General features: G+C 60.5%; 14 protein-coding genes. 10 read left to right on the top strand and 4 right to left on the bottom strand.

All coding sequences use genetic code 11. From position 1 onward, the window contains the following. The first annotated feature begins 22 nt into the window (after positions 1 to 22). The 4 genes from G5367_RS09410 to G5367_RS09395 all read left to right on the top strand — a co-directional run bounded on the left by G5367_RS09410 (position 23) and on the right by G5367_RS09395 (position 4,023). Complete coding sequence (locus G5367_RS09410) at positions 23 to 745, top strand: SDR family oxidoreductase (protein WP_047434616.1); 723 nt, start codon at positions 23 to 25, stop codon at positions 743 to 745. 88 nt (positions 746 to 833) lie between these two features. Then, complete coding sequence (locus G5367_RS09405) at positions 834 to 1,157, top strand: hypothetical protein (protein ID WP_021231559.1); 324 nt, start codon at positions 834 to 836, stop codon at positions 1,155 to 1,157. A gap of 46 nt (positions 1,158 to 1,203) precedes the next feature. Next, the gene (locus G5367_RS09400; RefSeq protein ID WP_421244867.1) at positions 1,204 to 1,635 is read left to right on the top strand and encodes a DUF411 domain-containing protein; all 432 of its coding nucleotides are present in this window, start codon (positions 1,204 to 1,206) and stop codon (positions 1,633 to 1,635) included. Positions 1,636 to 1,869: 234 nt separating this feature from the next. Then, positions 1,870 to 4,023, top strand: a complete 2,154-nt coding sequence (locus G5367_RS09395; RefSeq protein ID WP_421244868.1) for a S9 family peptidase — start codon at positions 1,870 to 1,872, stop codon at positions 4,021 to 4,023. Between the two features lie 87 nt (positions 4,024 to 4,110). Here the strand turns inward: G5367_RS09395 and G5367_RS09390 are convergent, their stop codons facing one another. Continuing rightward, positions 4,111 to 4,386 (bottom strand): hypothetical protein, encoded by a 276-nt coding sequence (locus tag G5367_RS09390; RefSeq protein ID WP_421244869.1) that lies wholly within the window; start codon positions 4,384 to 4,386, stop codon positions 4,111 to 4,113. 49 nt (positions 4,387 to 4,435) lie between these two features. Here G5367_RS09390 and G5367_RS09385 point away from each other — a divergent pair, with 49 nt between their 5' ends. Then, positions 4,436 to 5,407 (top strand): TAXI family TRAP transporter solute-binding subunit, encoded by a 972-nt coding sequence (locus tag G5367_RS09385; RefSeq protein ID WP_005339950.1) that lies wholly within the window; start codon positions 4,436 to 4,438, stop codon positions 5,405 to 5,407. A gap of 103 nt (positions 5,408 to 5,510) precedes the next feature. Then, the gene (locus G5367_RS09380) at positions 5,511 to 8,066 is read left to right on the top strand and encodes a TRAP transporter permease (protein ID WP_421244870.1); all 2,556 of its coding nucleotides are present in this window, start codon (positions 5,511 to 5,513) and stop codon (positions 8,064 to 8,066) included. A 75-nt stretch (positions 8,067 to 8,141) separates the two neighbouring features. Here G5367_RS09380 and pmbA read toward each other — a convergent pair whose 3' ends face one another. Next, positions 8,142 to 9,485: a metalloprotease PmbA gene (gene pmbA, locus G5367_RS09375; protein WP_421244871.1), complete on the bottom strand. Its 1,344-nt coding sequence runs from the start codon at positions 9,483 to 9,485 to the stop codon at positions 8,142 to 8,144. A gap of 114 nt (positions 9,486 to 9,599) precedes the next feature. Here pmbA and yjgA point away from each other — a divergent pair, with 114 nt between their 5' ends. Together yjgA and G5367_RS09365 are read left to right on the top strand one after the other, a co-directional pair. Continuing rightward, positions 9,600 to 10,124 carry a ribosome biogenesis factor YjgA gene (gene yjgA, locus G5367_RS09370; RefSeq protein ID WP_005336359.1) on the top strand — a complete coding sequence of 175 codons (525 nt, stop codon included), beginning with the start codon at positions 9,600 to 9,602 and terminating at the stop codon, positions 10,122 to 10,124. 392 nt (positions 10,125 to 10,516) lie between these two features. Continuing rightward, on the top strand, positions 10,517 to 11,293 hold the full coding sequence (locus tag G5367_RS09365; protein WP_421244872.1) for a gamma-glutamyl-gamma-aminobutyrate hydrolase family protein: 777 nt from the start codon (positions 10,517 to 10,519) through the stop codon (positions 11,291 to 11,293). Between the two features lie 3 nt (positions 11,294 to 11,296). Here the strand turns inward: G5367_RS09365 and G5367_RS09360 are convergent, their stop codons facing one another. Then, the gene (locus tag G5367_RS09360; RefSeq protein ID WP_041234382.1) at positions 11,297 to 11,680 is read right to left on the bottom strand and encodes a hypothetical protein; all 384 of its coding nucleotides are present in this window, start codon (positions 11,678 to 11,680) and stop codon (positions 11,297 to 11,299) included. A 145-nt stretch (positions 11,681 to 11,825) separates the two neighbouring features. Here G5367_RS09360 and G5367_RS09355 point away from each other — a divergent pair, with 145 nt between their 5' ends. Further along, positions 11,826 to 13,352, top strand: a complete 1,527-nt coding sequence (locus G5367_RS09355) for a cyclic nucleotide-binding domain-containing protein (RefSeq protein WP_421244884.1) — start codon at positions 11,826 to 11,828, stop codon at positions 13,350 to 13,352. 45 nt (positions 13,353 to 13,397) lie between these two features. Next, positions 13,398 to 13,796 (top strand): STY0301 family protein, encoded by a 399-nt coding sequence (locus tag G5367_RS09350; RefSeq protein ID WP_421244873.1) that lies wholly within the window; start codon positions 13,398 to 13,400, stop codon positions 13,794 to 13,796. 75 nt (positions 13,797 to 13,871) lie between these two features. Here G5367_RS09350 and G5367_RS09345 read toward each other — a convergent pair whose 3' ends face one another. Further along, positions 13,872 to 14,582: an HAD-IA family hydrolase gene (locus G5367_RS09345; RefSeq protein ID WP_421244874.1), complete on the bottom strand. Its 711-nt coding sequence runs from the start codon at positions 14,580 to 14,582 to the stop codon at positions 13,872 to 13,874. Positions 14,583 to 14,602 lie beyond the last annotated feature (20 nt).

Genomic DNA, 14,602 nt, shown 5'->3' with positions numbered 1-14,602 from the left:
CTTGAATCAGAAGGAAAGACCCATGTCCAAATCTCTCGTCGTGATCACCGGTGCCTCCGCCGGGATCGGTGCCGCCATCGCCCGTGCCTTCTCTGCCGCCGGTCATCCGCTGCTGCTGCTGGCCCGCCGGGTCGAGCCGATGCAGACGCTGAACCTGCCCGATACCCTCTGCATCGGGGTCGATGTGACCGACACCGCTGCCATGAAGGCCGCCGTCCAGCAGGCAGAAGCCAAATTTGGCCCGGTCGGCTGCATGGTCAACAACGCCGGTGTCATGCTGCTGGGTCAGGCCGATGTGCAGGATCCCGCCGAATGGCAGCAGATGCTCAACATCAACGTGATGGGGGTACTGAACGGCGTCCACGCTGTGCTGGCAGGCATGAAGGAGCGCCGCAGCGGCACAATCATCAACATCAGCTCCATCGCCGGTCGCAAGACCTTCCCGAACCATGCTGCCTACTGCGCCACCAAGTTCGCCGTGCACGCCCTGACCGAGAACATCCGGGAAGAGGTGGCCGATGTCGGCGTGCGTATGGTGACCATTGCCCCGGGTGCGGTCGAGACCGAGCTGCTCAGCCACACCACTGACGAGAGCATCAAGGCCGGTTACCACGACTGGAAAGATCAGATGGGTGGCGTCATTGCGCCGGAAGTAATCGCCGATGCCGTGCTCTACGCCTGGAACCAGCCTGCCAACGTCTGCGTGCGCGAGATCGTGCTGGCGGCGACCCGTCAGCAACCTTAATCCTGGCTGACTGACACCATGGGGAGGGCTTGACCCTCCCCCGGGGCACAGGGTTACCATGTGCCCCTTGTTTTTTCCGAGTCATTCCATGGTTCTCACCCGTCGCCAACTCGCTCACGCCCGTCGCTGGCTCCCCTTGTGGAGTCTGGTGCTGGTGTTGATGTCGTTTGGCAGCCGGGCCGCAACCGACCTCTGTACCCTGACCACCCACTGCAGCCAGAGCGAGCGTACCCTGGAAAAAGCGATGCCCTGCGGCAGCTTTACCACCGCCCTCTCGATGACGCTGGTAGGCAGCGACAGCCTGACGGTCGCTGTGCTGGAACCGGATACCCCCGACTTCGCCTCCCCCTCTCTCTTTATGCCGGACGCCCCGTGCGAGCGGCTCGAACGTCCCCCACGCCCCCAGATCTGAAACGCATCCCGTATCGGGCATCTTTTCTTTCAATCTGAGGTGAGTGATGTACAAACCCCTGTTACTGGCCATGCTGGCCAGTACCGTCAGCTTTTCGGCCCTCGCGGCCGAGAAGATGACCGTCTACAAATCCAAATATTGTGGCTGCTGCCAAAGCTGGAACGAGCACATGGAGCAGAATGGCTTCAAACTGGAGGTCATCGAAACCGAACAGCTCGGCGCAGTGAAGCAGCAATACGGTATCGCGCCTGAACTGGCCTCTTGCCATACCGGTATCGTAAATGGCTATGTGATCGAGGGGCATGTACCGGCCGCCGATGTGCAGAAGCTGCTCAGGGAAAAACCGGCGATCCGTGGCCTGACCATTCCGGGCATGCCCCAGAGTGCGCCGGGCATGGATATTCCGGGCCATCCCTATGAGGTACTGAGTATCAGCAACGAGGGCGCGACCAACCGCTGGTCGAGCTACCCCGGCTGACGAAAACTGGCCATGAGAGGGCACTCCCATATCATGTGAGGCACACCTGAGCGGACTCTTGCCGCTCATGGCCAGAAAGGGGGCCGCTATCGCGAGATAGCGGCTTTTTTTGATTACATTTCCTGCAATAACAAGGGATTGCTTGCAACCACCGGCAACAAGGGGCAGATTTAACGCCAATTCATGGAGCCGATGCTCAGGTCTACCAACCCTTTCCAGCGCCAAGGATGCGACATGTTTACCTTTTCCCGAGGAGTTCTGCTGCTAGCCTTTCTGACAGTTCTCCCCCCCACTTATGCCAATGAAGAGCCCGCCATGCTGACAAGCGAACATCCAATCCAGCCGCCCGTGGCCGCCAAACATCCCCGCACTCTGAAAAAACACGGGGATACCCGCATCGACAACTACTACTGGCTGCGTGACGACGAGCGGCAGAAGCCCGAGGTGTTGGACTATCTCAAGGCCGAGAACGCCTATACCGAGGCCATGCTCAAGCCAACCCAACCCCTGCGCGAGCAGCTTTACAAAGAGATGGTCGCCCGCATCCCCCAGCAGGATGAGTCGGTACCCTATGTGAAGAACGGCTACCGCTACCAGACCCGCTATGAGCCGGGCAAGGAGTACGGGATCTATTCGCGCACCAAGCTCGGTGAAGAGCAGGCGAGCCTGCTGCTCGACAGCAACCTGCGGGCTGAAGGGCACGAGTTCTATGCCCTCGGCGCCCTTGAGGTGAGCCGCAACAACCGCTGGCTGGCGGTGGCGGAAGATTTCCTCTCCCGCCGTCAGTACCAGATACAGTTCCTCGATCTGGAGAGCGGCCAGTGGGCCACCGACAAACTGGAAAATACCTCCGGCAATCTGGTGTGGGCCAACGACAACAAGACCGTCTTCTATGTGCGCAAGCACCCGCAGACCCTGCTGCCCTATCAGGTCTATCGCCATACGCTCGGGACGGATCCGGCCACGGACAAGCTGGTCTACGAGGAGAAGGATGACTCCTTCTACATCAGCCTCTACGCCACCACCTCGGAAGATTTCATCGTCATCGCCCTCTCCAGCACCACCACAGGCGAAGCGCGGCTGATCGATGCCAACCAGCCGGAGCACGCCCCCCGCCTGTTCCTGCCCCGTCAGGTGGATCACGAATACAGCCTGGATCACTACCGCGGCCGCTTCTATGTGCGCTCCAACAAGGATGGCAAGAACTTCGGCCTCTACGAGACCAAGGAGAGCCCGGTCGATCGCTGGAAGGCGGTGATCGCCCCCAATCCGGACGTGCTGCTGGAGAGCTACGCCCTGTTCAAGGATTGGCTGGTACTGGAAGAGCGCAGCAAAGGGCTGACCCGACTGCGCCAGATCAACTGGCAGAGCGGTGACGAGAAGGAGATCGCCTTCGACGATCCCGCCTATGTCACCTGGCTCGCCTATAACCCGGAGCCGGATACCAGCGCCCTGCGCTATGGCTACTCCTCCATGACCACCCCCGCCTCCACCTATGAGCTGGATATGGCGAGCGGCGAGCGCACCCTGCTCAAGCAGCAGCCGGTGGCCGGCTTCAAGGCCGATCAGTACGCCAGCGAGCGACTCTGGGTGACCGCCCGCGACGGTGTATCGGTGCCGGTGTCGCTGGTCTATCGCAAGGACAAGTTCAAGAAAGAGCAGGCAGATGCACCCAAGAATCCGCTGCTGGTCTATGGCTATGGCTCCTACGGCGCCAGCATGGATCCCGACTTCAGCAGCTCGCGCCTGAGCCTGCTGGACAGAGGCTTCGTCTACGCCATCGCCCATATCCGGGGTGGTGAAGAGCTGGGCCGTCACTGGTACGAAGATGGCAAGTTGCTGAAAAAGCAAAACACCTTCAATGACTTCATTGATGTCACCAAGGCGCTGGTTGAGCAAGGCTACGGTGCCAGGGATCAGGTCTACGCCATGGGCGGCAGCGCCGGCGGCCTGCTGATGGGGGCCGTCATCAATCAGGCACCCGAACTCTATCGCGGCGTGGTGGCACAGGTGCCGTTCGTCGATGTGGTCACCACCATGCTTGACGAGTCGATCCCCCTCACCACCGGGGAGTATGACGAGTGGGGCAACCCGAACCAGAAGCGCTACTACGACTACATGAAGAGCTACAGCCCCTACGATCAGGTCAAGGCGCAAGCCTACCCCAACCTGCTGGTCACCACCGGGCTGCACGACTCGCAAGTGCAGTATTGGGAGCCCGCCAAGTGGGTCGCCAAGCTGCGCGAGCTGAAAACAGATGATAACAAGTTGTTACTGAACACCGACATGGACGCCGGCCACGGCGGCAAGTCGGGCCGCTTCAAAGCCTACGAGGATATCGCGCTGGAATACGCCTTTATCCTGGATCTGGCCACCCCGGCCAACTGATCTCTCATGACTCCGGCCCTTGTCACGCAAGGGCCGCATAAGAATCCTCTCGTAGTTTTTCCCTCTTCCATTTCCCTTCATATCAAATTAATCTTCGGCAAGAAAATGAATGATCAAGGTCATGTTTCTCAAGATTAAACTCCGTGATTTTGCCATTTCGTTTGATTTATGTTGGGTGAATGTGCTTAATCGGAGTGCTTGCAACTTTTTATTTGGCCCCTCAGGGGCCAATTTATCTTCGACCGACAGGAGGTCGGTAGCCTCACCACAGGATGGGGTGACTGCCGGAAAGGGGGTAATCAACACCCCCGCTTTCGCGCAACGAGAAGAGCGGGCAAGCCCGGCGCAGAACGGGATTGCCATCAATTTATCCGGGGATCGGATAAACAAAATCAAAGAAAAGGGAGAAAAAATGAAAGGATTAACTTTGGCATGCGCCCTGTCGGCGGCTCTGGTCGGTGTCTCATTCGGTGGTCCGGTACAAGCGCAGGAGCGCTTCGTGACTATAGGCACCGGCGGTCAGACCGGCGTCTACTATGTCGCTGGCCAGTCCATCTGCCGCTTCCTCAATCGCGGCGCCGCCGATCACCAGATCAAGTGCAACGCCCCGGCCAGTGGCGGCGGTGTTGCCAACGTCAACGGCATCCGCAGCGGTGAATTCAACTTCGGCATCATGCAATCCGACCACCAGTTCAAGGCGATGAAGGGGCTGCCGCCGTTCCAGGCCGAAGGGGCCATGGACGATATGCGCGCCGTCTTCTCCCTGCAGAGCGAGGTGTTCACCATCCTGGCTCGCCGCGATGCCAAGATCGCCAGCTTCGACGATCTGAAGGGCAAGCGCGTCAACATCGGCAACCCGGGCTCCGGCCAGCGTGACACCATGGAAGAGATCATGGCGGTCAAAGGCTGGAAGAAGGGTGACTTCGGTCTGGTCTCCGAGCTGAAACCGGCCGAACAAGCCTCCGCCCTCGGTGACAACAACATCGATGCCATGAGCTACTTCGTGGGTCACCCGAACGGCGCCATTCAGGAAGCCTCCACCACCACAGATGCAGTTCTGGTACCTGTGACTGGCGCCGACATCGACAAGCTGCTGGCTGAGAAGAGCTACTACAGCAAGGCCGAGATCCCGGGCGGCATCTACAAGGGCAGCGACAAGCCGACCCCCTCCATCGGTGGCAAAGCGGTGCTCTCCACCAGCGCCAAAACCGATCCGGAAGTGGTCTATCAGCTGGTCAAGTCGGTGTTCGACAACCTGGATCGCTTCAAGCGCCTGCACCCTGCCTTTGCCGACCTGAAAGAGGCCGACATGATCAAGGTGGGTCTCTCTGCACCGCTGCATGAAGGGGCTGCCCGCTACTACAAAGAGCGCGGCTGGCTCTGATTGAAGGCCCCGGGGCCTTTGTCACTCTCTTCGACACCCGTCTGCCGCCTGATTGCGGGGGCGGGTGTCGCTCTTGTTGTACTCGTTGGCACAAGTTAACCCTATGCAAGATAAACAACTCTCTACCGAGGAACTGATCGCCCAGGATGTGGGCGCTCGCCTGCCGCTGGGCATCATGGGCTGGCTCATCACAGCTCTGGCGCTGGCCTGGTCCCTGTTCCAGCTCTGGATCGCCTCGCCACTCCCCTTCATGGTGGGGTTTGGCGTACTCAATGACACCGAAACCCGCTCCATTCACCTCACCTTTGCCCTGTTGCTCGCTTTTCTAGTGTTCCCGGCGTTTCGCTCCTCGCCGCGGGATCGAGTTCCCCTCGGTGATATCGCCCTCGGTCTGATCGCCGCTGGCGCCGCGTCTTACCTGTTCGTGATGTATGAAGCGCTGGCGCTGCGCCCCGGCACCCTCACCACCGCCGATCTGGTGACCGCCTGCATCGGCATTTCGCTGCTGCTGGAAGCGGCGCGCCGCGCCCTGGGGCCGGCACTGGCGGTCATCGCCATCGTCTTTCTGATCTACAGCCTGGCGGGCCCCTGGATGCCGGGACTGCTGGCACATCGCGGGGTAGGTTTCACCGCGCTGGCCAACCACCAGTGGATCACCACCGAAGGGGTGTTCGGCATCGCCCTTGGCGTCTCCACCAGCTTCGTGTTCCTGTTCGTGCTGTTTGGCGCCCTGCTGGAGCGTGCCGGTGCCGGTCACTACTTTATCCAGCTCGCCTTCAGCCTGCTCGGTCACCTGCGCGGCGGCCCGGCCAAGGCAGCAGTGGTCGCCTCCGGCCTGACCGGTCTGATTTCCGGCTCGTCGATTGCCAACGTGGTGACCACCGGCACCTTCACCATCCCGATGATGAAGAAGGTGGGCTTCAGTTCAGAGAAAGCGGGGGCGGTCGAAGTGGCCTCCTCGGTCAACGGTCAGATCATGCCACCAGTGATGGGGGCTGCGGCTTTCCTGATGGTCGAATACGTGGGTATCCCCTATGTGGAGATCATCAAGCACGCCTTCCTGCCTGCCGCCATCTCCTATATAGCGCTGCTCTACATCGTCCATCTGGAGGCGCTGAAACTGGGCATGCAGCCCATCGGCAACCATCAACCCAAGCCCTGGCTGCGCCGCCTGACCGGCTTTGCCTTTGGCGCGGCCCTCATCAGCGGCCTGTCACTGGCGGTCTACTATGGCCTCGGCTGGCTCAAGCCTGCACTGGGTGACTACGCACTGCCGGGGATCTCGGTACTGCTGGCTGCCACCTATGTGGCTCTGTTGAAGATCGCCGCCAGCAATGAACCGCTGCCTGCCGAAGATCCCGACAAGCCGCTCACCGAGTTGCCCAACACCCGCGCCGTGCTGCTCTCCGGCCTGCACTTCCTGCTGCCGGTGGTGGTACTGGTATGGTGCCTGATGGTGGAGCGCCTCTCGCCGGGACTGTCGGCCTTCTGGGGTACCGTGATGCTGGTGATCATCCTGTTGACCCAGCGCCCGCTGCTCAACTGGCTGCGCAAGGACGGCAAGCACGACTACGGCACCGTCGCTGACGGCGTGGTGGATCTGCGGGAAGGGCTGGTTGCCGGTGCCCGCAACATGATCGGTATCGGCATTGCCACCGCCACAGCGGGGATTATCGTGGGTGCGGTCTCCCAGACCGGGGTTGGTCTGGTGCTGGCTGATCTGGTGGAGTTCCTCTCCATGGGCAACCTGCTGCTGATGCTGCTGCTCACCGCCCTGTTGAGCCTGATCCTCGGCATGGGGCTGCCGACCACTGCCAACTACATCGTCGTCTCCAGCCTGCTGGCACCGGTGGTGGTGACGCTGGGGCAGCAAAACGGGCTGATCGTGCCGCTGATCGCGGTGCACCTGTTCGTATTCTACTTCGGCATCATGGCGGATGTGACGCCACCGGTGGGGCTGGCCTCCTTCGCGGCAGCCGCTGTCTCCAAGGGCGATCCCATCAAGACCGGGATCACCGCCTTCTACTACAGCCTGCGTACCGCAGCGCTGCCGTTCCTGTTTATCTTCAACACCGATCTGCTGCTGATCGACGTGGACTTCGCCCACGGCGTGCTGATCTTCATCGTGGCGACCATCGCCATGCTGATCTTCGCCGCCGCCACTCAGGGGTGGTTCCTGGTGAAGAGCCGCTGGTACGAGAGCGTGCTGCTGTTGCTGGTCGCCTTTACCCTGTTCCGCCCGGGTTTCTGGATGGACATGGTGCACGACCCCTATCGCGAGACCCCGCCTGCACAGCTGGCCCAAACCATGGGTGAAGTGGAAGCAGAGAGCACCCTGCGGCTGCGGATCCTCGGTGAAGATGCAGTGGGCAAGCCACGCAAGTTCACCCTGCTGGTCGCCGTACCGGATGGGGCAAATGGCGAGGAGCGGCTGGCCAATCTGGGGCTGAGCCTCTATGAGCAGGATGGCAAGACGCTGATCGACAACGTCGCCTTTGGCAGCCCGGCCGCCACCATGGGGCTGGAGTTCGATCAGGAGATCCTCACCGTCAAGGCGCCCACCGATCGCTGGCGCAAGGAGTGGATGTGGATCCCGGGCTTCCTGCTGTTCGGGGTGATCGTCTGGCTGCAGCGTCGCCGCAGCGTCAAGGCCGGTTAATCCGCCAGGCAAATAAGACAGAGGGCCGCGATTGCGGCCCTCTTTTTATGGATATCGATCTCGCTGCAGCGGCGATCAGTGACCCGCCAGCTTCATATTCTCTACCAGCACCGAGCCGGTCTTGAGACTGGAGCGCTCATCCTCGTCACTACCCACCGCCACGATATGACTGAACATCTCGGTCAGATTGCCGGCGATGGTGATCTCCTCGACCGGATAGGCTATTTCGCCATTCTCGACCCAGAAACCGGCAGCGCCGCGGGAGTAGTCGCCATTGACGATATTGACCCCCTGCCCCATCAGCTCGGTCACCAGCAGACCGGTACCTATCTCTTTCAGCATGCCCTGAAAATCCTGGCCGGTATTGGAGACCTGCCAGTTGTGGATGCCACCGGCATGACCCGTAGTGGTCAGCCCCAGCTTGCGCGCAGAGTAGGAGGTAAGCAGCCAGCTCATCAGCTCGCCGTTACGGATGATATCCATGTCGCGGGTACGCACCCCTTCGCCATCGAACGGGGTACTGGCGAGCCCCCCCAGCAGGTGGGGGAACTCCTGAATGGTGAGCCACTCTGGCAGGATCTGCTTGCCCAATTTGTCGAGCAGGAAGCTCGACTTGCGATAGAGGTTGCCACCGCTGATGGCCATCACCAGATGGCCCCACAGGCCGGAGGCAGTATCGGGGTGGAACAGCACAGGGGCATGGCGGGTAGAAATCTTGCGGGCGCCGAGACGGGAGACGGTACGCTCCACCGCCTCGTCGGCGATGCGCTGCGCGCTCCAGAGCCCGTCGAGGGAACGGCTGGAGGAGTAGCCGTAATCCCGCTGCATGTCGCCATCCTGCTCGCCGATCAGCACGCAGCTAAGGGAGTTACGCGACGCCGCGTAGCCTTTGACGAAGCCGTGGCTGTTACCATAGACCTTGATGCCAAGATGGCTGGAGAAACCGGCACCGTCGGAGTGCTTGATACGGACATCGCGACCCAGAGCGAGTCGTTCGCACTCGATGGCCAGATCGATGCCGCGCTGGGGATCCAGCTCGATTTGGTGACACAGTTGCAGGTCGGGGGCATCCCAGGCCAGCAGCTCGGCGTCCGCCAGACCGGCGCAATCATCCGCCGAGGTGTGGCGGGCAATCTCGATGGCCGCTTCAACGGCGGCACGAATGGCGGGTTTGCTCAGATCGGTGGTCGAGGAAGATCCCTTGCAACCATCGCGATAGACGGCGATGCCGAGGGCGCCATCCTTATTGAATTCAATGCTTTCCAGTTCACAACCCCGGGTGTTCACCGACAACCCGGTCTGCTTGCTGATGGAGACTTCGGCCAGCGAGGCGCCCAGTCCTTTGGCTATCTCCAGGGCTTCGGCAACCACGGCCTCGAGATGGGCTTGATCCTGGCGGATTTGGTCTTGCTGATCCATAACTCACATCTGTATGAAAGAAGGAAAGGGGGGTAAGCATATCAGACCCCTGCGCCCAGCGGGAGAAGCTGGTAACATATCCGCCAAACGTGAATGACAGGAATCAAGAGACCGATGAGTCAATATCAAGACGACAACGAGTTCGAAGACTGGGGCCCCAGCAAGAGCCAGCTCAAGCGCGATGCCGAAGCATTGCAGAAAATGGGGGAAGAGATCGTCTCCCTCAGCCACAGCGAGCTGGAAAAAATCCCGTTGGATGAAGAGCTTGCAGAAGCTGTCGAGCTGGGTCGCAAACTCAAGCCGAAGAAGGATGAGTCCTTCCGTCGCCATCTGCAGTTCATCGGCCGCCTGATGCGCAGCCGCGATATCGAGCCGATTGCCGAAGCGCTCTCCATCATCAAGAACCGTCACTCCACCGTGAATGCGCGCCTGCATCGCCTGGAGCAGTGGCGCGAGCGCCTGATCACCGAAGGTGACAGCGCCCTCAACGAGCTGATGTCCCAGTTCCACGAACTGGATCGCCAGAAGCTGCGCCAGCTGATCCGCTCCGCCAACAAGGAGCGGGAGCTGAACAAGCCGCCGGTCGCCTACCGCGAGATGTACCAGTATCTGCGCGGCGAGATCGAAGACCTGCTGTGATCCCCGAAACACGCCTCCCCTCGGGGAGGCGTGTTTATCTTGATGCCTTTTCCCCTACCCCCTCCCTGTGCGTTTAATATATCCACCACTCTGGTGTTCTTGGCATACATCCCTATCCGTTTTTCCCAGTAAAATCGGCACTAAAGAACCATTCAAAACTATGGCATTAACAATCTTGCATCATTTTGTTTGACATATTGAACAGCCTTGGCAGACTGGGGAGAGGATCCAGGCTGTCGCTGCCGAGGCTGACCGACGATTCGATTCTGCCACCCGGTAAGACGCGGGATCCCATGACCATACCTTGAGGCATGCCCTTGCCCAGCCGATGTGCAAGGGTCTGCCCAAGGTGCAGGATGAGACTTCAACGCCAGGGATAATCAGGGTGTTCTATGCCAAATTCCATACTCGTCACCAACCGTAAACCCGTCGTGCTGATGACCATGGGGGCCCAGCCCCGCAACGGCCACGCCTATCAGGTAATGACCCACAAATACATCATGCCGCTGGTCGAGATCAGTGGCTGCGTCCCGCTGCTGGTACCCACCTGCTGCGGCACCGCCGATCTGGAGCAATATCTGGATCTGGCTGACGGCATCTATCTGAGCGGCGCCGGCTCCAACATCGATCCGGCGCTTTACGGGCAGGAGAACCTCACCCCGGAGAAACAGCAGGACAGGGATCGCGACCTGTTCGATCTGCCCCTCATCAAGAGAGCGCTCGCCCGTGGCTTGCCGATCCTCGGGATCTGTCGCGGCATGCAGGAGATCAACGTGGCACTGGGCGGCGATATCCACCAGAAGGTCTACACCGAACCGGGTTATGACGATCATCGGGAAGATGCCGACGACCCGGTCGACGAACAGTATGGGCCAAGCCATCAGATTGAGCTGCTGCCAGGCAGCTGGTTTGCCGAACTGATGGGGGCTGAACAGATACCGGTCAACTCCCTGCATGGACAGGGGCTAAACCGTCTTGGTGCTGGCCTGGAGCCGCTGGCACATGCCGAAGATGGGCTGGTCGAGGCCATCCATGCCCCGACCCTCTCCCCTTTCCTGCTGGCAGTACAGTGGCACCCGGAGTGGAAAGCCAGCGAAAATCCTCACTCCATCAAGATCTTCCAGGCCTTTGGTGACGCCTGCCGACGCCGTCAGAGAGATAGCCATTAACGCTTATTCACCAAATCCTCGCGCCTTGAGTTTGGGTAATCCGCCCCGCTCGGGGCGCAGGGTACGGCAGATATCCATCCCCTTCAGTCCACGCTGGATATGGTCAGGCGAGTGACCAAACACCATGCCGTTGCTGCGGTAGAGGTTGTTGTCATCCAGTTCGAACTTCTCGCCTCCGATCAGCAACTGCTCCCGGCCATTGATCTTGTCACCCCGTTTGATGGGTACCTTCATATCGCTCAGCACCTCACCGGTGGCACACCCCTCGCGCCAGTGCGCCTCACTGGAGAAGGGGGTGATGACGATCTCGCGCCAGGACCCATCCCGGAATTCGACCCGGTACTTGTCGACCAGCAGATCGCAGCCCGCCAATGGCAACATAACCATCAAACAGATGATTTTCTTTGAAAATTTCACTTAATCGCACTCCTTTGCCCGGTTCTGCACAGGATAAATAAATTGCAGCCCCAACGCACCATTTCCCCGTGCCGGAACGGCTATGCTGGAAATAAAACCATCACAAGGGGCCGCCATGTTCAGCGACAACCTCACTGCGCTACCCACACTGATATGGATCCGCGAACACCCGTTCTGGACCCTGCTCACCCTCTCTCTGATGCTGCTTCACTTCTGGCGCCGCCCCGGGCAACGACGAGAGCTGCTCTCCGAGCTCAGCTTCGTGATGATAAGCACTGTCGTGATCCTGCTGATCCAGTTGGAAGGGGGCTGGTTCAAACTACCTCTGCCCCATCAATTGCTGATCGAGATCTCCACCCTGCTGGCCGGCCTGATACTGGTCAAGATATGGGGGATCCTGCTGTTCGAGTTTCTGCTCCCCCTCTGCCATGTGCGGATCCCGCGGATCATCGCCGATATCGTCATCACCATCGGCTATATCGGCTGGGGTCTGTTTCGCCTCTACGCCTCCGGCATGGCGCTCGGAGAGATAGTCACCACCTCGGCGGTGATCACTGCGGTCATCGCCTTCGCCATGCAGGACACCCTGGGCAACCTGCTGGCCGGGGTCTCCATTCAGCTCGACAACTCCATCGCCATCGGTGACTGGCTGCAAGTCGACACCACCCAGGGCCGGGTGGTGGAGATCAACTGGCGTGCCACCACCATCGAGACCCGCAACTGGGAGACAGTCGTCATCCCCAACAGCCACCTGCTCAAACAGCGCTTCACCGTGCTCGGGCGCCGCCGTGGCGAACCCTTGCAGTGGCGGCGCTGGGTCTGGTTCGATCTGACCCTGGATACCCTGCCGACCCAGATCATCGCGCTGATCGAGAAATCCCTACGGGAGACCAAGCTCCCCTGCGTCGCCAAGCATCCCCAACCGGACTGCCTGCTGATGAACGTCGAAGGGGGCATCGCCCGCTATGCGGTGCGCTACTGGCTGACCGATCTGGCTCGCGACGATCCGACCGACTCCATGGTGCGCAGCCTGATCGATGCCGCCCTGCGCCGCAACGATCGCCGCCTCACCCCGCCGATCTTCAACGTCTTTATGGCCAAGGAGAAGCAGCATCTGGATGCCCGCCACAAGCGCCACACCGCCGAACGAACCGATACCCTGCGCAAGCTGCCGCTGTTTGCCATGTTGCAGGAGAACGAGCTGCTCCAGCTGGCCGATCAGGTGAAGTTCGCCCCCTTCGTCAGCGGCGACATCATGCTTGAGCAGGGAGAGGTCTCCAACTGGCTATTCGTACTGGTCAAAGGGGAAGCCGAGATGCTGATTAATCTGGAAGGGAAAGAGTTGAAACTCGGCACTCTCGGCGCAGGTGACTTCTTCGGGGAACTGAGCCTGCTCACCGGCGAACCCAGTACCTTCACCGTGCGGGCGGTGGCCACCGTCGAAACCTATCGCATCAATCAGAGCATGTTCCAGGAGCTGGTTGCCCAACGCGAGTCACTGGTCGAGCCCCTCTACCGGGTGCTGAGCGACCGCCAGCAGGAGCAGCGGGCGCTGCTGGAACGAGAGGCGGAGTCAATGAAACGGCCACCACAACAGCTTGATCTGCTTGATAAACTGATGAAGCTGTTCGGCGGCAGATGACGTAGCATGGCATCTTGTTGAGGACGTGAAGAGAGAACAGCAGCCATGTTACTGACAACCCTGGCCCTTGCCGCCAGCCTGCAATTTGATTGTCCTGCCACCATCGAGGCTCGCCAGCAGCTGCTGACCCCGCAGCAGGGCTGGCAGGCCGTGACCCGCAACGACAACGGCAAACCTGGCGAGCGCCTCACCCATCGGCTGGATCGTCTCTCCCTGTTTGACGGAAATCCCGATGAGCGGGTCCAGCTCAAACCGGATAATGGCGACAGCGACGAGATCCACTACTGGAGCCAGCTCGATGGCAGTCTGCGCCCGCTCTATCTGGTCTGCCGCTATCAGGACAGCGCCATCACCCTGCAGCAGGCGCTGCCCGTCGGCATCAGCTACTGCCGCGTCAACCAGCGCGATCGCTACACCCTGCTCGGCTTGGTTTGTCGCAAATAGCGGCGTAACCCCTTGCCATATATCGCGATTCGATGACAGCCATTACCGCCTGAGCCGGGCCACCCGCCAGCGCCATCAGAGCAGCAGCTCGGCCAGCTCCTCCAGTGCCGTCAGCTCCACGTCCGGCAACAGTTGCAGCTGTTGCCACGGTTGCTGCCGCTCGTTGAGCCAGGCGGCGCGAAAGCCGTGCAAACGAGCCCCCAGCACATCGGTCTCGGGATGATCCCCCACATGGAGGATCCGCTCTGCTGGCAGCTTGAGGGCACTGCGGGTCTGCTCAAACATATCCGGCGCCGGTTTCATTCTGGCGCCCGCCCCCGCCTTGCAGACAAGTGTGAAGTAGCGATCCAGCCCAGCCTGAACCAGATCCAGATTGCCGTTGGTGATCACCACCAGCGGGTAGCGTTCGGCTAGTCTGGCCAGCAGCTGATGAGTGGACTCGCTCACCTCGATCTTCGAGCGCTCTGCCAGAAACGCAGCAAACACCTGCTCCGCCTCGCGGCTGGCCTGCTGGTCGGCCATCCCCCCCTCAACCATGGCGGTACGGATGGTCTGCTGGCGCGCCAGGCTGACATCGTGGCGCAGCTCGGGCCGTGCCATCAACACGGCGCGTTTTAACTCCAGCCAGCGTGGCTTGTCGAGCATGGCGGTAGCCAGATATTCGCTGCGCAGATGGCTCAGCATCCACTGCTCGGCGCGCACGATGGCGGGGCCGTTGTCATAGAGGGTGTCATCGAGGTCAAACGAGATGGCAGCAATCGGCTGCCAGCGGCGATAGAAGTGCATGGACTCTCCTCTGCATCGCG

The sequence above is a fragment of the Aeromonas sp. 604282 genome, assembly GCF_049170575.1.
Taxonomy (GTDB): Bacteria; Pseudomonadota; Gammaproteobacteria; order Enterobacterales; family Aeromonadaceae; genus Aeromonas; species Aeromonas veronii_A.
Note: the sequence above shows the minus strand (reverse complement) of the source record. Positions and strands in the feature narration are given on the sequence as shown.